Source organism: Actinomadura sp. WMMA1423 (assembly GCF_006547145.1).
In the GTDB taxonomy this organism is placed as follows: Bacteria; Actinomycetota; Actinomycetes; order Streptosporangiales; family Streptosporangiaceae; genus Spirillospora.
The window spans coordinates 5,063,375-5,081,928 of record NZ_CP041244.1; the positions used below are offsets into that span (position 1 = coordinate 5,063,375).

Consider the following 18,554-nt stretch of genomic DNA (forward strand, 5'->3'; position numbering starts at 1 on the left):
TCCGTCCCGGCCCCTTTCCGGCGGGCGCGTCTTCAAACGCACGGTAGCGAATCCCCCGCCCGGCGCGCGCACCCCGCGGCCTGCGTATGCTGCAAAGATGCCAGGTAGAGGGGCTAGAGGGACCGCGACTTTCCTCGCCGCGCTGGTGGCCGTGCCGCTGGCCGCGGCCGGATGTGGCCGCGGCGGCGGCGACACGGGCGAGTCGCCGCGTCCGGCCACGCCGCCGACCGCGTCCGCTCCGGGCACCCCGGGCACGCCGTCGCCGTCCCCGTCGAAGCAGGGCTTCCAGTCCGCGATCAAGAAGGTGACGGCCGGGGACCTCGAGCACTCGTGGCGGCGCGGCTGCCCCGTCTCCCCGTCCGGGCTCCGGATGATCGAGATGACCTACTGGGGGATGGACGGCAAGCCGCACACCGGCGGGCGGCTCGTCGTCAACGCGAAGGAGGCCAAGGACCTGGTCAAGGTCTTCAAGAAGCTGTACGCCATGCGCTACCCGATCGAGCGCATGGAGCCGGTCGACAAGTACAAGGGCAGCGACTTCGACTCGATCGAGGCCAACAACACCTCGGCGTTCAACTGCCGCCAGGCGACCGGGTCGAGCTCGTTCTCCAACCACGCCTACGGTCTCGCGGTCGACATCAACCCGTGCCAGAACCCGTACGTCTACGCTGACGGGCGCGTCGCGCACAAGGACTGCGTCAAGTACAAGAACCGCAAGAACGACGACCCGGGCGTGATCCACGCCGGCGACAAGGTCGTCAAGGCGTTCGCCTCGATCGGCTGGAGCTGGGGCGGCACCTGGTCCGGCGCCCGCGACTACCAGCACTTCTCCAGCTCAGGCCGCTGAACTTATTCAGTCCCGGCCCACTCCGCTCGCCTGGCGGCTCGCTACGTGACCGGGCCTGGGCGAACGCGGCATCGCTTCGCGATCTGCCCGGCTCCGCTCGCCTCCGGCTTCGCTCCGCCGGGCAGGTCACGCGTTCGCGCGCGTGGCCGAGCCCGCTTCGAGACGGGTCCTGGCACGTCCGGCCCGGCACTGGCCGCGCCAGCGGCTCAAAGTGCCGTGCTGGGGCGGGCCGAGGCCGTCTCGGGGCCCACCGGCCGCCCAGGCTCGCATGCGGTCGGAGGTCGCTGTCGGGGGGCGGGGTTATCGTCCGGCCATGGGCGATCACTTCCAGATCATCGTCGACCTCGATGCCACGGCCGCCGACGCCGCCGAGCTGGGCGGTCGTGCTCTCGACTGGCTCGTCCGGGAGGGGATCGTGCGCGCCGGGCGCACGGACTGCGTGCCCGGGGCACGGACGGGCCACCCGCCAGGCGAGAAATGGGCGAAGGCCGTCCTTGAGCCGGACTGGGAGCCGACGGACGGCCTCGACATCAAGAAGGGCCGGAGGGTCTTCCTGGGCGGGCAGGGGGACGCGCGGTACGCGATCTGTCCGCGGTGCGCCGCCCGGACATGGTTCTACACCGAGAGGTGGGAGCCTATAGAGGAGGCGAGCACGGCCTTCGACGAAGCCATCAGGACGTGGGACGCGACCGGAGAGGCGAAGGCCAGGTGCCCCTCATGCGAGCAGGACTCTGATCTCACCGCATGGCGCTGGGATGGCGACTACTACGCCTTCGGATACCTCGGCCTCGAGTTCTGGAACTGGCCCGTGTTCGCCCCGCGCTTCCTGGCCGATCTCGCGCGCGTACTCGACGATCATCGGGTGGCCGCCGTCGGGGGCAAACTCTGAGGCTCGCGGCACCGGCCCCGCGTGGAGGCCGGTGCCTGGCACCTCGGCCGTTCGGGCGTCACATCATCATGAGGGCGACCACGAGGATCGCCACGACGGCCACCACGGCGACGATGCCGACGATCATGCCGACGTTCGGTCCGGACTTCTCCGGCTGCGCCTGGCTGGCGAAGTTCTGGAACTGGTGCGTCGTGCCTGCAGGGTCCTGCGGTGTCTGCGACATGCCGAAGAGGGTAACGGAACCCTTCCGCCCGAGTCGGGCGCTTTCGCCACGAGGCCGGACCCACCCCGGTTCCTGGGCGGAGAGTGTGGGATTCGAACCCACGAGGACTGTCCCCAGCCCTGGGCGCTTTCAAGGCGCCTGCACTAGTCCACTATGCGAACTCTCCAGGTGACCGCGTCGCGGCGGTCATCGCCCACGATAGCGGGCGGGGACGGCTGCGTTCGACCGCATATGGGGAGCCCGTCCTACGGGACGCGGTAGCCGGGGATGGACGGCCAGCGGACGGTCAGCACCACCGATTCCTCCTCGGCCTCCCACGAGTGGTCGACGCCGCGTCCCCACACGACGTAGTCGCCCTGCTCGGCGAGGACGACGTCGCGTCCGGGGAACTCCAGCCGGAAGCGGCCGCTGATCAGCACGAGCAGGGCGGTGCGCTTCTCGCCGTCGGTCCACGCGGCGCGGCGCTCGCCCTTCGGGTGCACGCCCCACTTGATCTCGACCTCGGCACTGTGCCGCAGGTCGCCGGGCGGCTTGAAGTGCCCGAGCAGCCACCCGCGGTCGGTGGCGGCGTCCGGTTCCGCCTTCCCCACGTACAAACCGTCGTCGTCCGTCACAGATGGCAACGGTAGTCCAGGTCAGGACTGGGGGCGCTGGAAGGCGAAGCCGTCCCCCACCACGGCGGCGAGCGTCAGGTACGCCTCGCGGGTTCCGGGGGCGAGCTGCTCGAGCTCGACCTCGGCGCCCTCCTCCAGGTGGTCGTCGTAGGGGATGCGGACGACGGCGCGGCAGCGGCTCTCGAAGTGCGCCTGGAGCTTGTCCAGGTCGACCTGGCTGCGGGTGCGGTTGCGGACCATCGACAGGACGACGACGCCGTTGCGCACCAGGTGCCCGTGGTCGTGCGCCTCCAGCCAGTCGAGGGTCGCGCTCGCGGACCGGGCGCCGTCCACCGACGGGGAGCTGACCAGGACGAGCTGGTCGGCCAGGCTCAGCACGCCGGCCATCGCCGAGTGCAGCAGGCCGGTGCCGCAGTCGGTGATGCAGACCGAGTAGTACTGCTCCAGGACGACGGCGACGGCGGCGTAGTCCTCGGCGCTGAACGCCTCGCTGACCGCCGGGTCGCGGTCGGACGCGAGGATCTCCAGGCGCGCCTCGTTCTGCGAGGTGAACGCGCGGACGTCGGCGTACCGGTGGATCTGGTCGCGGTTGTTGAGCAGGTCGCGGACGGTCGCGGCGGTCTCCAGGCGGACCTTGTCGGAGAGCGTTCCGCGGTCGGGGTTGGCGTCCACCGCGATGACGCGGTCGCCGCGCAGCGAGCCCAGCATCGAGCCGAGGCCGGTGGTCGTGGTCGTCTTGCCGACGCCGCCCTTGAGCGACATCACGGCCACGCGGTGGTGGCCGCCCGACACGGCGGTGCGCGCCCGCGCGATCAGGTCCTTGCGGCGCAGGTCGCCCTGCGACTCGCCCGGGTGGATGCTCCCCGCCGTCGCCTTGTAGACCGCGCGCCGCCAGCCGGAGGACGGCGCGATGCGGCGCTCGCCGAGCAGGTTCTCGGAGCTGAGGCTGTCGGTGTTCTGGGGCTCCTGCTGCTGGGGATGGCCCGGCTGCATCGTCTGGCCGAGCCCCTGGGGGTACTGGCCCTGCGGCGGCCCGGCCGGGTACCCGTAGCCCTGCTGCTGGTAGGCCTGGCCCGTGCTGGGGTCGACGGGCCCGAAGGGCTGCCCGGTGTTCGGGTCCATCGGCGGGTACGGCTGACCGCCCGCGTTCGGGTCCTGCGCGTAGGGGTGCCCTGTGGCCGGGTCGACCGGCGGGTACGGCTGGCCCTCGACTGCCGGGCCCGGCGGGTAGGGCTGGTTCTGCGCGGTCGGTCCTGGCGGGTAAGGCTGGCCCATGGCCGGATCAACCGGCGGGTACGCCTGACCGCCGGCATTCGGATCCGGCTGGAACGGCTGACCCGTGGAGGGGCCGACCGGCGGGAACTGCTGGCCCTCCGCGGTCGGACCCGGCGGGTAGGGCAGGCCCGTGGCCGGATCGACCGGCGGGAAAGGGTGGCCCTGCGCGGTCGGGCCCGGCGAAAACTGCTGGCCCTCGACGGTCGGGCCCGGCGGGTAGGGCAGGCCCGTGACCGGGTCGACCGGCGGGTACGGCTGGCCGCCCGGGTTCGGCCCCGGCTGGAACGGCTGACCGGTGTTCGGATCCACCGGCGGGAAGGGCTGGCCTTCGACGGTCGGCCCTGGCGGGAAGGGCTGGCCCGTGGCCGGGTCGACCGGCGGGTACGCCTGACCGCCCGCGGTCGGGCCCGGCTGAAGCGGCTGGCCCGTGGCGGGGTCGACCGGCGCGAACTGCTGGCCCTCGGCGGTCGGGCCCGGCGGGTAGGGCTGGCCGCCGGCGTTCGGGTCGGGGGGCAGCGGGCGGCCCGTGGCCGGGTCGAAGGGGACGTAGGGGCGGCCCGAGTCGTCCGTGTCCTGGGGGTAGGGCTGACCGGTCGCGGGGTCGAGGGTCTGGTAGCCCTGGCCGGGCTGGTCAGCCGGGTAGGGCGGCAGGCGGTCGAGGGGCGGGGCCGCGTCGCCGTTGGCGTCGTACGGGGACGGCTGCGCCGCGTAGGGCGGCGGGAGCATTCCGCCCTCGAACGGCTGCGGCATCGGGCCGCCCTCGTAGGGCGACGGCTGCGGCGGGCCGAAGCTCTCGGGGGAGCCCTGGTAGGGAGGCGGGGCGAGCCAGGAGTTGTCGCTCTGGTCGGTCTGCTCGGCCTGCGACTCAGCGGCGGGCGGCGCGTTCTCCTGCTCCTCCGGCCCCTGCTGCGGGGGCCGCTCGCCCTCGGGGGTGGGGGACGGTCCCGCCTTCTCGCCGCTCATGGCGTCCAGGGAGGCCAGCCGCTCCTCCAGGGAGCGCCCGTCGTGCTCGTTCCTCGCCACCGTTCATCCCCCTCGGGCACGCCTCTGATGATCCACACGGTGCAGGCGGGCAAAAAGGCCCCCACGCAGGATACCGGTGCGTCAATGGCGGCCATCCCGCGCGAAGATCAACATTGCCACGGCCGGGGCCGGGGGCCGTCTTGGACGCGCCCGGTAGCGTGACCGGTATGCATGCCATCGTGATTCGCGAGCCGGGCGAAGCCGACGTCCTGGAATGGACGCGGGTACCGGATCCGGCGCCGAAACCGGGCGAGGTGCTGATCGACGTGGCGGCGAGCGCCGTCAACCGGGCCGACGTCATGCAGCGCAAGGGCTTCTACCCGCCGCCCCCGGACGCTCCCCCGTACCCGGGCCTCGAGGTGTCCGGCCGGATCGCCGAGCTGGGCGAGGGCGTGACCGGTCCGTCCGTCGGCGACGAGGTGTGCGCGCTGCTGAGCGGCGGAGGCTACGCCGAGCGCGTCGCGGTCCCGGCCTCGCAGGTGCTCCCGGTGCCGCGCGGCGTGGACGTCGTGGAGGCGGCCGGGCTCCCGGAGGTCGCGTGCACGGTGTGGTCGAACGTGTTCATGCTGGCGGGGCTGCGCGAGGGCGAGACGCTGCTCGTCCACGGCGGCGGCAGCGGCATCGGGACGCTGGCCATCCAGCTGGCCAAGGCGCGCGGAGCGCGGGTCGTGACGACGGTGGGCAGCCCGGAGAAGGCCGACAGGTGCCGGGAGCTCGGCGCCGACGCCGTGGTGAACTACCGCGAGGACGACTTCGTCGAGAGCGGCCCCTACGACGTGATCCTCGACCTCATCGGCGCCAAGTACCTGAAGCGGAACGTGGACGCCCTCGCCACCGGCGGACGGCTGATGGTGATCGGGCTGCAGGGCGGCGCCAAGGCGGAGCTGGACCTCGGCCTGCTGCTGCGCAAGCGGGCGCTCGTGCACGCCACGACTTTGCGGGCCCGTCCGTTGGAGGAGAAGGCGGAGATCGTGGCGGGCGTCCGGGAGCACGTGTGGCCGCTCCTGGAGTCGGGACGGATCCGGACGGTCGTCGACCGGCGGATTCCCATGGCCGAGGCGGCCCGCGCGCACGAGCTGATGGAAGACAGCGGTCACGTCGGCAAGATCCTGCTGACCGTGTGAGGATGTGGAGTTTATGAGCGAGCCTTCGAAGAAGCAGTCGGAACACGAGCCCCAGGTGCTCGTCGTCGGCCCGAACGGTATCGCCGTCGAGGGCGCCGGCGACGGCGAGTCCGAGGGCAAGTCGGTGACCGAGATGGTCGAGCAGCCGGCGAAGGTCATGCGGATCGGCGGGATGATCCGGCAGCTGCTGGAGGAGGTCAAGGCCGCCCCGCTGGACGAGGCGAGCCGGGCCCGGCTGCGGGAGATCCACCAGTCGTCCATCAAGGAGCTGGAGGACGGCCTCGCCCCCGAGCTGGTCGCGGAGCTGGAACGGCTTTCGCTGCCGTTCGCCGAGGGGTCCGTGCCGAGCGAGGCGGAGCTGCGGATCGCGCAGGCGCAGCTCGTCGGCTGGCTGGAGGGCCTGTTCCACGGCATCCAGACGACCCTGTTCGCCCAGCAGATGGCGGCGCGGGCCCAGCTGGAGCAGATGCGGCGCGCCCTGCCCGCGGGCATGATGCCCCCCGGCGTCGAGGAAGACCCCAAGCCGGGGCCGCGCTCGTCCGGCCCGTACCTGTAACCCCCTGCCTCCCCGGCAAGACCCGAGCACCGGCCGCACTCCGCAACGGGGTGCGGCCGCCGCTATGGGAAGAGGCGTTCCAGGACCTCGGCCACCCCGTCGTCGTCGTTGCGGGACGTCTTGTGCGACACGGCGGCGAGCACGAGCGGGTGCGCGTTCGCGACCGCGTAGGACGTGCCCGCCCAGCCGAGCATCGGCAGGTCGTTGGGCATGTCCCCGAAGGCGGTGACGTCTCCCGCCGCGACGCCGCGCTCGGTGCACAGGGCCTCCAGTGCGCTGGCCTTGGTGACGCCCAGCGCGCTCATCTCCAGCAGCCCGCGCCGTGAGGAGTGCGTCACGGTCACGAGGTCGCCGACGGCCTCGACCGCCTTCTCCGAGAGCGCGTCGGGATCGGCGGCCGGGTGGAACGCGAGCAGCTTGGTGCCGCCCCGGCTGACCAGCCCGTCGTCGTCGACGGCGCGGCCGCCGAACGCCGCCGCGTCCCACCCGCCGAGGTCGTAACTGGACTCGAACACGAACCCGGTCGGGTACTCGACCGCGAACCGCAGCTCCGGCGAGATGCCGCGCAGCCGGCCGACGACCTCGGCGAGCACGTCCGGCGTGATCTCGCTGGCGTGCAGGACGGTCTCGGTGTGCAGGTCGTAGAGGACGGCTCCGTTGGCGCAGATCGCGACGCCGCGGTGGTCGACGGCCGCGGCGATCTCCGTCATCCAGCGCGGCGGCCGCCCGGTGACCATGACGAGCATCGCCCCGGCCCGCTCGACCCGGGCGAGGGCGGCGACGGTCCGGGCGGAGATCGTGCCGTCGGAGCGCACGATCGTGCCGTCGAGGTCGGTGGCGATCACGCGCGGCGAAGACTCAGACATGTCACCTTCCTGGGCAGATGGGACACACCTTAGGACAGGGCCCCGACACGCCCGTCCACCGCCTCCGCCACCGGTCGAACGCCGGAAGATGCGGACGGGGCCCGTCCCGAGCGGGACGGGCCCCGTCCGACGTGCGTTCAGCGCTTGACCGGCTCCAGGACCTCGAGGCCCAGGAACTTCTGCAGCGCCTTGGGGACGCGCACCGAACCGTCGGCCTGCTGGTGGTTCTCCAGGATCGAGACCATCCAGCGGGTCGTGGCCAGAGTCCCGTTCAGCGTCGCCACCGGCTGGTTCTTGCCGTCGGCGTCGCGGTGCCGCACCGCCAGGCGCCGCGCCTGGAACTCGGTGCAGTTGGACGTCGAGGTGACCTCGCGGTAGGTGTTCTGCGTCGGCACCCATGCCTCGCAGTCGTACTTGCGGGCCGCGCTGGACCCGAGGTCGCCCGCCGCCACGTCGATCACCCGGTACGGGATCTCGACCTTGGCGAGCATCTCCTTCTCCCACTCCAGCAGCCGCAGGTGCTCGGCGTGGGAGTCGGCCGGGTCGCAGTAGGAGAACATCTCCACCTTGTCGAACTGGTGGACGCGGATGATGCCGCGCGTGTCCTTGCCGTAGGAGCCGGCCTCGCGGCGGAAGCAGGACGACCACGCCACGTACCGCCGCGGCAGCTCGTCGAGGATCTCGTTCATGTGGTACGCGGCGAGCGGCACCTCCGACGTCCCGACGAGGTACAGCTCGTCCTGCGGGAGCTGGTACACCTCGGCGGCGTGCGCGCCGAGGAACCCGGTGCCCTCCATCGCCTCCGGCTTCACCAGGACCGGCGGGTACATCGGCACGAACCCGCTCGCGACGGCCTGCTCCATGGCGAGGTTCAGCAGCGCGTACTGGAGCCGCGCGCCCACGCCCGTCAGGTAGTAGAACCGCGCGCCCGACACCTTCGCGCCGCGCTCCATGTCGATCGCGCCGAGGCTCTCGCCCAGCTCGAGGTGGTCCTTGGGCTCGAAGTCGAACTTCGTCGGCTCGCCCACGTGCTCCAGGACGACGTAGTCCTGTTCGCCGCCGGCCGGGGCGCCCTCCTCGATGAGGTTCGGGACGCTCTTGAGCAGCGCGTCGAGCTCCTCGCCGAGCCGGTCGGCCTCCGCCTCGCGCTCCTTCACCTGCTGCGCCAGCTCCTTGGCGCGGGCCAGCAGCGCCTGACGCTCGTCGCCCTGCGCCTTGGACACCGACTTGCCGAAACTCTTCTGCTCCGCCCTGAGCTGCTCGAACGAGGTCAGCGCGGAGCGGCGCCTCCCGTCCAGGTCGAACAGCCTGTCGACGACGGCGTCATCCTCACCGCGGGCGCGCTGCGAGGCGCGCAGCCGCTCGGGATCCTCTCGAAGAGCTCGCAGGTCAATCACAGACCCGAGGCTACCGGCCCGGCGCCCCCGTCCGCGCGCGAGTATCGACGGTTCGCGCCCGCCGCCGGGCGCCGCTAGCGGACGCCGCTCGCCAGCAGCGCGTGCGCGGGCAGCGCCACCTTCCCCCCGCCCGCCGCGTACCCTGCGATGATCTCGTCGTAGGCGGCCTTGACGCGGGCGACGGTCGGCGCGTCCTGCCGTCCGACGATCACGCCGTTGGTGCCGACCCTGGCCAGCGCGCCCGTCTCCCACCACTCCTCGGGGTCGACGACGTGCTCCCAGGTCACCTCCTCGACCGCCACCTCGGTGAACCCGGCCGCCGCGACCAGCCGCTGGAACGCCGCCGGCTCGCCGTACTCGAGGAACGGCGTCTGGGGGATGTCCTCCGGCCACGGCACGCCCGCGGCCTCGATCGCCTCCCGGACGATCGCGAGGGCGCCGCTGCCCGGCATGACCCAGCAGGTCATCGCCAGCCGCCCGCCCTCGCGCAGGACGCGCCGCAGCCGTGCCAGCGCCGCCTCGGGGTCGCCCACGTGGTTGATGACGAAGTTGCCGGCGACGGCGTCGAACGTCCCGTCCTCGAACGGGACCTCGGGCAGGACGGCGACCCGGACGTCCAGCCCGGGGACGTTCCGGCGCGCCGTCTCGGCCATGCCCGGCTCGGCGTCCATGGCCGCAACCTCGGCGCCGCGGCGCGCCGCCTCCAGCGAGACGAAACCGGGCCCGGTGCCGACGTCGAGCAGCCGCGTCCCGTCCGCCACGCCGGCCGCGTCCAGCAGCGGGTCGATCATGTGCCGCGTGACGTGGGCGAACCCCCGCTCGTACGCGGGGGCCCGCCCGGCCCACAGCTCCCGCTCGTAAAGATCGAAGTCCTTCGACACGCCCGCAGCCTACGTCAGCGGACGTCCACGGCGTCGCCCGCCGAGGACGAGCCGATGTAGCCGGAGGTCTCCTTGTAGACCGCCTTCCAGGTGCCGTCCACGGACGCCTTGAAGGTCTTCGTGAACCAGCCCTTGGAGTCGGTCTTCGTGGCCGCCACCTGCCTGTAGGTCGTCGTGCCGGCGGCCTTGAAGTACACGTACACGGGCGCGTTCGGACCCGGACCCGGCTTGTCGCGGAACCGGTAGAGCCGCCCCTTGACCGTGATGGCCTTGCCCTTCTTCACGGGCTCGGGCGAGGCGTTGAAGTCGGACCAGTCCGTCCGGTACTTCACGTCGACGTGGTCGACCTCGCTGACGACCGGCTGGGTCAGCACGCTGCCGGGGTAGCGGACGCGCCAGTCCGCGTCCTTCGTCACGGGCTTTCCTCCGTCGAAGGAGAAGTGGCTCGGCCGTCCCAGGGTCTGGCTCGCCCAGACCTTCCACGTCCTGCCGTCGAGGGAGTACTCCAGGTACAGGGGCAGGTTGGTGACCTTGGTGGAGTCGGGCAGGACGTACAACCGCCCGTGCACGATGATCGGATCGCGGTAGGCGAGCGGCTCCGGCGCGGCGTCGAACCCGGCGATCTGGGAACCGTTCCGGATGTTCATCGTCCCCAGGCTCACCTGGCTGCCGGCGAGGACGTCGTTCTCCAGGACACGTGCCGTCACCGTGCCCGACTTGCCGAGCTCCTGCCCGGCGGTGAAGGAGGCGCGAAAGGTGCCGTCGTCGGAGGTCTGGACCCGCGTGTCGCCTCCGGGGGCCTTGATCTCGTCCGGAACGTCGACCTGGACCTCGGCGCCGGCCACTGGCAAGGCGGAGCTCCGCCAGACGACCCTGCCGCGGACGGTCATCAGCTGTGACGGCTGCACGACCAGCCCCGGCGCCAGCTGCGCTGTGATGGTCGTGGCCTGCTTGTCGACCTCGACGGCGAGGGCCGGACCGACATCGGTCGCGTCTGCGTGGGCGGTGCCAGGGACGACGAAGAGCGGGGCCGAGAGGGCGGCGGATGCGAGTAAGGCGGATGAGCGACGCAAAGGAAGACCTCTCCACTGAACACTGGTGTGGATCTTACGTCCAAGATCCACGACCGGTCGGCCGCTGGCCGTTAGCGGACGTCCACGTAGTCGGCAGGCTGGTTGGAGCGCAGGTACGCGGAGCTGCCCTTGTAGACCGCCGTCCAGTAACCGTCCTTGGACGCCTTGAACCTCTTGCCGAACCAGCCGTTGCTCGCCGTCTTCACCACCGCGACGCCGGTCCAGTTCGAGGACCCCTTGGCCTTGAAGTAGATGGAGACCGGCGCACCCGGTCCCGGCCGCCCCGCGGGCATGTAGCGGTACAGCAGGCCCTTGACGGTGATCGCCGCCCCCTTCTTCACGGGCTCCGGTGAGGCGTTGAACTGGTGGATGTGAGTCCGGTACCGGACGTCGACGTAGTCGGCTCCGCTGACGGAGGGCACCACGAGGTAGCCGTCGTCGTCAGGGACCCTCGTCCGCCAGTAACCGTCGCGCTCGGCCTTCACATCGATGGCGAACCGGCCGTCACCGCCCGGCGACTGCGCGGCCCTGTCCTTCCAGGTCTTTCCGTCGGTCGAGAACTGGAGGCGCACGGTGGCGCCGCCCGAGGGCTTCTTCGTGCCGTCGGCCATCGTGAACATCACGGTGCCGGAGGCCCGGATGGTGCCGCCCAGGCCGGCCGGCTCCGGCGCCGCGTTGAAGCCGCTGATCGAGGTCCGGTGCGTGACCTGCCGGACGTTGGTGCCGGCGTAGGACATCTCGTAGCCGTAGTAGTCGTCCGGCAGGTTGACCGGGTCGTCCGCGAAGTCGATCGCCCAGGCGCCGTTCTCGACGATCGGCACCTGGACGCTGTAGTAGCCGTCCGCGTCGGTGACCGGAGCGGCGATCGTGTTCCAGTCCGGGCTCGTCGACCTGTTGAACTGGAGATCGAGCTGCTTGCGGGCGAGTGGCGCCCAGGTCCCGTCACGGTCCTGCTGCTCGAGCCGGCCGGTGACGGGGACCCGGTCGCCGACGACCAGGCGGTCCGGGACGTTCATCGACAGCCGGGTCTTGATCCGCTCCGCCGCGAGCGGGCGCGAGCCGACCGGTGACCGGCCGCGAGCACCGGGTGCCCGCAGGAGCGTCGCCGCGTCCGCGGGGACCACGGCGAGGGAGGACGTCACGGTCAGGACCGTGACGATGGCGAGCATTCGGCGCACGGGACGACCTCTCCACTTTTCACTGGTGTGAAAAGGACGTCCAAGATCGAAAACTGGTTGCCAGCCGTCCGGGCCGAAATGATCTCGGTTGCGTCACGCCCGGAGAGGGACCGCTCGCGCGGGTTCCGGCGGGCCCGGCGGTCAGGTGGTCGCGTCGGCCCAGGCCTGGTCCAGGACCTGGGCGAAGGTCTCGGTGGGCTGGGCGCCCGAGACGCCGTAGCGGCGGTCGATGACGAAGAAGGGCACGCCCTTCGCGCCGATGTCCCGCGCCGCGCGCTGCTCGGCGTCCACCTCCGGGGCGAACTTCCCGGACTCGAGCACGTCGCGCGCCTCAGCGGCGTCCAGGCCCGCCTCGGCCACGACGTCCACGAGCGTGGCCCGGTCGAACACCGGGCGCTCGTCGGTGAAGTAGGCCTTGAACAGGGCCTCCACGACCGGGCCCTGCACGCCGCGCTGTCCCGCGAGGTAGACGAGCCGGTGCGCGTCGGCGGTGTTGCCCGCCTGGCGGCCTTCGAGGTGGTACTCCAGGCCGGCCGCGGCGGCGCGCTCCTCCATCTCCCGGTTCTTCTCGACGGCCTCGGCGCGCGTCATGCCGTACTTGCCGGCCAGCATGTCGGCCACGTCGACCGTCTCGCCCTGGGGGAAGGAGGGGTCGAGCTGGAAGGCGCGGTAGACGACCTCGACCTCGTCCCGGTGCGCGAACCCTTCGAGAGCACGCTCGAAATGCCGCTTGCCGAGGTAGCACCAAGGGCACACGACGTCGGCCCAGATCTCAACACGCACAGGGACACCTCTCTTGGGGACGCTCAACCGTGCCAACACGTCCCCGGCGCGTTTGATTTCCCGCGCGGGCTCAGGCGCGGCCGGTGCGGATGCCGGTGAGCCAGGCGGCCGCCTCGGAGAAGTCGGCGTCGTGGGTGCCGCGCCGGAGCTCGGGGCGGACCTCGTCGGCGCGGGCGTAGGAGCCGACGAAGCGGATGTCGGCGCAGACGCGGCGCAGCCCCATCATCGCCTCGCCGACGCGGGCGTCGGCCACGTGGCCCTCGAAGTCCATCCAGAACAGGTAGGAGCCGAGGCCGGCGCCGGTGGGCCTGGACTGGATCAGCGTGAGGTTGATGCCGCGGATGGAGAACTCGTTGAGGATCTCCAGCAGGGCGCCCGGGTGGTCTTCGGCGATGAAAGCGACGACGGTCGTCTTGTCCATGCCGGTGGGCGCCGGCGGGGGGCACGGGCGGTGCAGGACGACGAAGCGGGTGACCGCGTCGGCGACGTCGTGGATGTCCTCGGCGAGGACGGACAGGCCGAAGCGGGCGGCCGCGAACGAGCCGGCGAGGGCCGCGTCGTAGTGGCCGTCGGCGACGTGCTGGGCCGCCTCCGCGTTGGAGGTGGCCGCGCGCCATTCGGCGTCCGGGACGTTCTCCAGGAGCCAGCGGCGGCACTGCGGCTGCGCGATCGGGTGGGACGCGACGGTCTTGATGTCGTCCAGCGCGGTGCCGGGGCGGACGAGGAGGGCGAACGAGACCGGAAGGTGGATCTCGCCGACGATCTGGAGGGGCTCGCCGGTCGCGAGCTCGTCCAGCGTGGTCGGGACCGAGCCCTCGACGGAGTTCTCCAGGGCGACGACGGCGGTGTCGACCTCCCCGCCGCGGAGGGCCTCGAGGGCGGCCGGGACCGTCGCGTACGGGATGTGCTCGCCCTCGGCCGCGCCGGGGAGGGTGAGCAGCGCCGCCTCGGTGAAGGTGCCCCGCGGACCCAGGTAGGCGTAGCGCGCTGGCCTGTCGTCTGCGGTCACGGAGTCCCCCGGTGCGAGTTTCGGCTGTTCGGAAGCCGCCTTGAGGCAAGGCGAGAATGCCGAGTCTACCGTTCGGCGGGCCCCCGCCTCAGGCGCCTTCCGGGCGCCGGTTCGGGCGCCGGCCGGTGCGCGGGCTCAGGCGCGGGCCGTGGGGGTGCGGGCGCCGTTGCCGAAGTCGGGCAGCGGGTCGTCCATCGAGACGACCGGGCCCTTGCCGAGCCGCGCGGCCCGCAGGGCCTGGTTCTCCTCCGGGGAGAGCGTCTCGACGGCGTGCCCGCCCTGGACGGCCTTGGCGTAGGTCCGCGTCTCGGTCCGCCCGTTGATGGAGCTGACCACCACGCCGTCGCCGACCGCGTTGATCAGCGCGAGGGAGAAGGACCGGTGCCCGGACATCTCCTTGAGGGCGTCGTAGTGGACGATGGCGAGGTCGCGCAGGGCGCGCTCGTCGACCTCGCCGCTCGCGACCCTGAGCTGGCGCCTCAGCATTTCCCCGCACTCGTCGACGACCTGGTTGACCCGGTTGTGCGCGACCACCGCGATGGAGAGCCCCGCAACCCCGGCGACCAGGCCGGCGACGGCCACCGCGACGAGCATCACGGAGTGAGCGTACCCAGCCCGACCTGCGGTTGCGAAGCATCTCGGGGGTGCTTGTCCGGATCGAGTCTTTTGACCAGCCACGTTCCCAGAACCATGATCGACACGAGCGCGGCGATGCCGAAGGAGTCGCGCAGGACCTGCCCCGCGAAAACCGTTGCGGCGGAATGATCCGGACCGATCAGCCCGCGCGCCCACCACGGGACCGGGAACAGGAACAGCAGCCAGAGCCCGAAGGCGACGAGACATCTTCGCGTGTCACGCCCATCCCCCACCAGAGCCCCGATTACCGCGATCATCCACACGAGGTGGTGGATCCATCCCACGGGGGACAGGACGACGGACAGCAGCCCCACGATCGCGACCCCGGCGAGCAGCAGGCTGTAGGCGTCGGCGCCGGACGCGGCGCCGGACGCGAGCGTGGCCCGGCGCGCCCAGGAGAAGCCGAACCAGGCGACGACCAGCGCCAGCGCCAGCCACACCAGCGTCCGGGCGGGCCCCTCGTCCAGGACGCGGGCCACGATCCCGTGGATCGCCTGGTTGGTGGTGCCGTCGACCGCGCCCGTCCGGTCGCCGCCCTCCAGCAGCGCGCCGAACCAGTAGGCGGACGAGTCGGACGGCAGCAGCACGAACCCGCCGAGGGTGGCGACGACGGCGGTCAGCACGGCGTTGCCCAGCGCGTCCCGCCGCCCGGTGATCAGGAAGTAGACCAGGAAGACGCCCGGCACCAGCTTGATCGCCAGGGCGAGGCCGACGAGCATGCCGCGCGGCCAGCGGGCCGTGCGGGCGCAGCAGTCGGCCAGGCACATCGCCAGCAGGAACAGCCCGACCTGCCCGAACCGGACCTGGTCGCGGACGGGGTCGAGCCAGGCCGTCGCCGCGACCAGGACGCCCGCGGTGAGCGGCGCCCAGCGTCCCGTCCGGCGGATGAGGTCGCGGAAGGCGTAGCAGACGACGATCGCCAGCGAGAGGTAGATCAGGACCGTCCACGCCCACTGCGCGGCGCGCCAGGGCAGCAGGGTGAACGGGACGGCCAGGACGGCGGCGATCGGCGGGTAGGTGAACGGGAGCAGCTGCGGCGGCTGGGTGAGGAAGTCGTAGAGCGGCGCGCCGCGCAGGACGGCCAGCCCGCCCTCCCGGTAGACCTCCAGGTCGACGAGGCGCTGGTCGGGCTGGTTGCCGAGCCACCGGTGGACGATCGGCGCCGCGGCGGCGACGGCGACGGCGATCCCGGCGAGCAGGACCAGCAGGTCGCGGGTGCCCCGCACGGCGGGGGCACCGGCCGCCTCGCCGGGGGAGTCGCGGGCATCCCGCGCCATCAGACCGTCCACAGCCCGCAGGATATGGCCCGTGCCCAGTGGTAGGGCTCTTGTAACCTGAACGCCATGACGTCCCGGGGAACGAAGATCGCGTTGTTCCTCGCGACCCTCGTGGGGGCGCTCGCGGCCCTGCTCGGGCCGGCGTCGGCGCACGCCTCGCCCCCCGCCGCCCCCGCCGAGCGGGCCGTCACGGGCCGGGTCGTGGTCATCGGCGTCCCGGGGCTGATGTGGAGCGACATCACCCGCGAGAACACGCCGGCGCTGTGGGGGCTGACGTCCCAGGGCTCCGCCGCCGGCCTCAGCGTCCGCACCACCCGCGTCATCACCTGCCCGACGGACGGCTGGCTCACGCTGTCGGCGGGGCAGCGGTCGCGGCTGCCGCACGGCGACTGCGCGCTGCCCTCAGCGCCGGTCCTGCCCGGCCAGGCCTCACCCGCGGGCCAGGCGCCCGCGGGCGGCGCCGTCGCCGCCGGCTGGCCGGCGATCAAGAAGGACAACGCGGGCACCAACTACCACGCGCGGATCGGCCTGCTCGGCGACGAGGTCCACCGGGCGGGCGGCTGCACCATGGCGGTCGGGCCCGGCGCGGTCTTCGGCGCGGCCGACGGCGCCGGCCGGGTCGACCGCTACGTCCCCTCCCCCGACAAGGCCACCGCCGCCGACTGGGCGAGCTGCCCGCTCGCGGCGGTCGACGTCGACGACCTGTTCCGCGCCTACATCAACGCGGGCGTCGACCCGCACGGCGACCAGGTCCCGCTGTCGGACGAGGGGCGCGCCGCCGCGGTGAAGGCCGCCGACCGCCGGGTCTCGCAGGTCGTCACCGGGCTCCCCGAAGGGACGACCGTCCTGCTCGCAGGGCTGTCGGACACCGGCGTCAACCCGCATCTGCGGGTCGCCGCCGCGAAGGGCCCCGCCTACGGGCCCGGCTTCATGACCTCCAGCGCCACCCGCCAGGACGGCCTGGTCACGCTGACCGACCTCACGGCCACCACGCTGAAGGCGCTCGGCGTGAAGCAGCCCAAGCAGGCCGTCGGTTCGGCGTGGCGGTCGCAACCGTCCACGTCGTCCACGCACGACCGGGTCGACGCGCTCATGGACGAGGACGTCGCCGCGCAGGCGATCCGGGCCGTCCAGACCTCGTTCTACTGGGTGCTGTTCGCGGTGCAGCTCGTCCTGTACGGGATCGCTGTGCTCGCGCTGCGGCGGCTCGGAGGCGACCGCAGCTCGCGGGCCCGGATCCTCGGCGGCACCCGGGTGATAGCGCTGCTCGGCGGCGCCGCTCCCGGCGCGTCCTTCCTCGCCGGCCTGCTGCCGTGGTGGCGGGCCGAGCACCCGACGGCCGTCCTGATCTGCACCGTGCTGGGCTTCGCCGGGCTGCTGACGGGCGTGGCGCTCGCCGGGCCGTGGCGCCGCTCCACCGTCGTCCCCGGGCTCGTGATCACCGGGGTGACGGCGCTCGTCCTCGCGGTCGACGTGATGACGGGCTCGTCCCTCCAGCTCAACACCCTGATGGGCTACACCCCCCTCGTCGCCGGACGGTTCTACGGCTTCGGCAACCAGGCGTTCTCGCTGTTCGCCGTGGCCGCGATCCTGACGGCGGCGTGGCTGACGGAGTACCCGCTGCGCCGCGGCAACAAGGTCGCCGCCGTCGCGATCGTGGCGGTGATCGGCGCGTTCACGGTCGCGGTGGACGGCCTGCCCGCCTTCGGCAGCGACTTCGGCGGCGTGCTGGCGATCGTCCCGGCGTTCGCGATGCTCGGCCTGATGGTCGCGGGCAAGCGCGTCTCGCCGCTCAAGCTCGGCCTGTTCTTCCTGGCCGGCGTGGTGCTCGTGCTGTTCATCTCGTACCTGAACGCCCGGTCGGCCAACCCCACGCACCTCGGCCGGTTCTGGCAGGACCTCATGGCCGGGGACGCGTGGGACGTCGTCACCCGCAAGTTCAACGCGATGCTGAACAGCCTCGGGTACTGGCCGTACACGCTCGCGCTCGCCGCCGCCGTCGTGTTCCTGTTCTTCGTGCTGGCTCGGCCCACGCGGTGGCGGGTGTCGCTGCTCCAGGGCGCCTACGAGAAGAGCCTGACGATGCGCCCGGCGGTGATCTGCGCGCTGGCCGTCGGCGTCATCGGCACGCTGGTGAACGACTCGGGCGTGGTGATCCTGTCGGTGGCGTTCAGCCTGGCGACCCCGCTGATGCTCGCCGCGGGGCTCCGGTCGCTGGAGATCGATCTGAGGAACGCAGACACGCCGCCACCAGCGCCGTCAGGATCACCAGAAGCGTCCACGGGACCACGGTCGGCCGAACGACGGTGAACAGCCACTCCAGGTCGTCCGGCAGCCGGATGCGGGCGGGCGCGCGGGCCGGCAGGTAGGCGAGGCTGAGCGCGGCGGTGTGGGCGAGCAGGATCCAGTCGATCCGCGTCCAGGGCAGCAGCGCCAGCAGCGCCCAGCCGAACCCGTCGTACCAGGGCAGCGCGTAGGGCGCGGCGAGGATCCAGGCGAGGACGATCGCGGCCGCGACGCGGCGCTCCTCCCCGCCGGGGACGAGATCGTCGTCCCTCGGCAGGGCCCGCACGAGCAGCAGGAGCAGCACCAGGCCGAGCAGCGTCGCGCCCAGCTTGATGACGTCGCGCTGCGAGCCGCGGCCGAGCGACTCGTCCAGCAGGTGCCAGGGGGTCGCGAAGGAGACCATGTTGCTGGCCTCGCGGACCTGGTCGAGCGCGTGCGGCCCGGCCAGCGCGTAGGACAGCGCGGTGACGGCCGCGCCCCCGGCGAGCAGCGCGACCAGGTGACCGACCGGCCACTTCCGGCGCTGGGTCCAGGTCCGGCGCAGCATCACCCAGGCGGGGCCTCCGGCGACGAGCGCGGCGGGCAGCTTGATCGCCGTGCCGAGCCCGGCCAGCGCC

The 18,554-nt window shown here is 72.4% G+C and carries 17 protein-coding genes and 1 tRNA gene; 5 read left to right on the forward strand and 13 right to left on the reverse strand.

From position 1 onward, the window contains the following. The first annotated feature begins 97 nt into the window (after positions 1-97). Positions 98-847 carry a M15 family metallopeptidase gene (locus FKD65_RS23415; RefSeq protein ID WP_141579519.1) on the forward strand — a complete coding sequence of 250 codons (750 nt, stop codon included), beginning with the start codon at positions 98-100 and terminating at the stop codon, positions 845-847. Positions 848-1,160: 313 nt separating this feature from the next. Next, on the forward strand, positions 1,161-1,736 hold the full coding sequence (locus FKD65_RS23420) for a hypothetical protein (protein WP_141579520.1): 576 nt from the start codon (positions 1,161-1,163) through the stop codon (positions 1,734-1,736). Between the two features lie 58 nt (positions 1,737-1,794). Here the strand turns inward: FKD65_RS23420 and FKD65_RS44355 are convergent, their stop codons facing one another. The 4 genes from FKD65_RS44355 to FKD65_RS45660 form a co-directional block, all read right to left on the reverse strand. After that, a complete protein-coding gene (locus FKD65_RS44355) occupies positions 1,795-1,959 on the reverse strand; it encodes a hypothetical protein (protein ID WP_168221156.1) in 165 nt (54 codons plus the stop codon). A gap of 77 nt (positions 1,960-2,036) precedes the next feature. Next, positions 2,037-2,125, reverse strand: a tRNA-Ser gene (locus FKD65_RS23425). A gap of 79 nt (positions 2,126-2,204) precedes the next feature. Further along, positions 2,205-2,573 carry a signal peptidase I gene (locus FKD65_RS23430; protein ID WP_141579521.1) on the reverse strand — a complete coding sequence of 123 codons (369 nt, stop codon included), beginning with the start codon at positions 2,571-2,573 and terminating at the stop codon, positions 2,205-2,207. A gap of 21 nt (positions 2,574-2,594) precedes the next feature. Further along, positions 2,595-4,871, reverse strand: a complete 2,277-nt coding sequence (locus FKD65_RS45660; RefSeq protein ID WP_240809561.1) for a MinD/ParA family protein — start codon at positions 4,869-4,871, stop codon at positions 2,595-2,597. A 167-nt stretch (positions 4,872-5,038) separates the two neighbouring features. Here FKD65_RS45660 and FKD65_RS23440 point away from each other — a divergent pair, with 167 nt between their 5' ends. Together FKD65_RS23440 and FKD65_RS23445 are read left to right on the forward strand one after the other, a co-directional pair. Next, a complete protein-coding gene (locus tag FKD65_RS23440; RefSeq protein ID WP_141579522.1) occupies positions 5,039-5,995 on the forward strand; it encodes an NAD(P)H-quinone oxidoreductase in 957 nt (318 codons plus the stop codon). 13 nt (positions 5,996-6,008) lie between these two features. Further along, complete coding sequence (locus FKD65_RS23445; RefSeq protein WP_141579523.1) at positions 6,009-6,551, forward strand: bacterial proteasome activator family protein; 543 nt, start codon at positions 6,009-6,011, stop codon at positions 6,549-6,551. Positions 6,552-6,613: 62 nt separating this feature from the next. Here FKD65_RS23445 and FKD65_RS23450 read toward each other — a convergent pair whose 3' ends face one another. From FKD65_RS23450 to FKD65_RS23490, 9 genes are all read right to left on the reverse strand, one after another. Next, positions 6,614-7,417, reverse strand: a complete 804-nt coding sequence (locus tag FKD65_RS23450) for a Cof-type HAD-IIB family hydrolase (RefSeq protein WP_141579524.1) — start codon at positions 7,415-7,417, stop codon at positions 6,614-6,616. A 137-nt stretch (positions 7,418-7,554) separates the two neighbouring features. After that, complete coding sequence (gene serS / locus FKD65_RS23455) at positions 7,555-8,814, reverse strand: serine--tRNA ligase (RefSeq protein WP_141579525.1); 1,260 nt, start codon at positions 8,812-8,814, stop codon at positions 7,555-7,557. A gap of 74 nt (positions 8,815-8,888) precedes the next feature. Continuing rightward, on the reverse strand, positions 8,889-9,695 hold the full coding sequence (locus FKD65_RS23460) for a class I SAM-dependent methyltransferase (protein WP_141579526.1): 807 nt from the start codon (positions 9,693-9,695) through the stop codon (positions 8,889-8,891). 14 nt (positions 9,696-9,709) lie between these two features. After that, positions 9,710-10,768: a hypothetical protein gene (locus FKD65_RS23465; protein WP_141579527.1), complete on the reverse strand. Its 1,059-nt coding sequence runs from the start codon at positions 10,766-10,768 to the stop codon at positions 9,710-9,712. A 71-nt stretch (positions 10,769-10,839) separates the two neighbouring features. Continuing rightward, positions 10,840-11,937 (reverse strand): hypothetical protein, encoded by a 1,098-nt coding sequence (locus FKD65_RS23470; protein WP_141579528.1) that lies wholly within the window; start codon positions 11,935-11,937, stop codon positions 10,840-10,842. Positions 11,938-12,087: 150 nt separating this feature from the next. Further along, complete coding sequence (locus FKD65_RS23475; RefSeq protein ID WP_141579529.1) at positions 12,088-12,729, reverse strand: DsbA family oxidoreductase; 642 nt, start codon at positions 12,727-12,729, stop codon at positions 12,088-12,090. Between the two features lie 70 nt (positions 12,730-12,799). Beyond that, the gene (gene pheA / locus FKD65_RS23480) at positions 12,800-13,738 is read right to left on the reverse strand and encodes a prephenate dehydratase (RefSeq protein ID WP_141579530.1); all 939 of its coding nucleotides are present in this window, start codon (positions 13,736-13,738) and stop codon (positions 12,800-12,802) included. Positions 13,739-13,873: 135 nt separating this feature from the next. Then, on the reverse strand, positions 13,874-14,332 hold the full coding sequence (locus tag FKD65_RS23485) for a DUF4446 family protein (RefSeq protein ID WP_141587031.1): 459 nt from the start codon (positions 14,330-14,332) through the stop codon (positions 13,874-13,876). Next, a complete protein-coding gene (locus tag FKD65_RS23490; RefSeq protein ID WP_240809562.1) occupies positions 14,332-15,663 on the reverse strand; it encodes a glycosyltransferase 87 family protein in 1,332 nt (443 codons plus the stop codon). The genes FKD65_RS23485 and FKD65_RS23490 overlap by 1 nt, the downstream gene beginning before the upstream one ends. 54 nt (positions 15,664-15,717) lie before the next feature. On the opposite strand from FKD65_RS23490, the gene FKD65_RS45665 reads away from it, so the two are divergent. Further along, positions 15,718-17,961, forward strand: coding sequence for a hypothetical protein (locus FKD65_RS45665; RefSeq protein WP_240809563.1), 2,244 nt, complete (start codon positions 15,718-15,720; stop codon positions 17,959-17,961). The last annotated feature ends 593 nt before the right edge of the window (positions 17,962-18,554 follow it).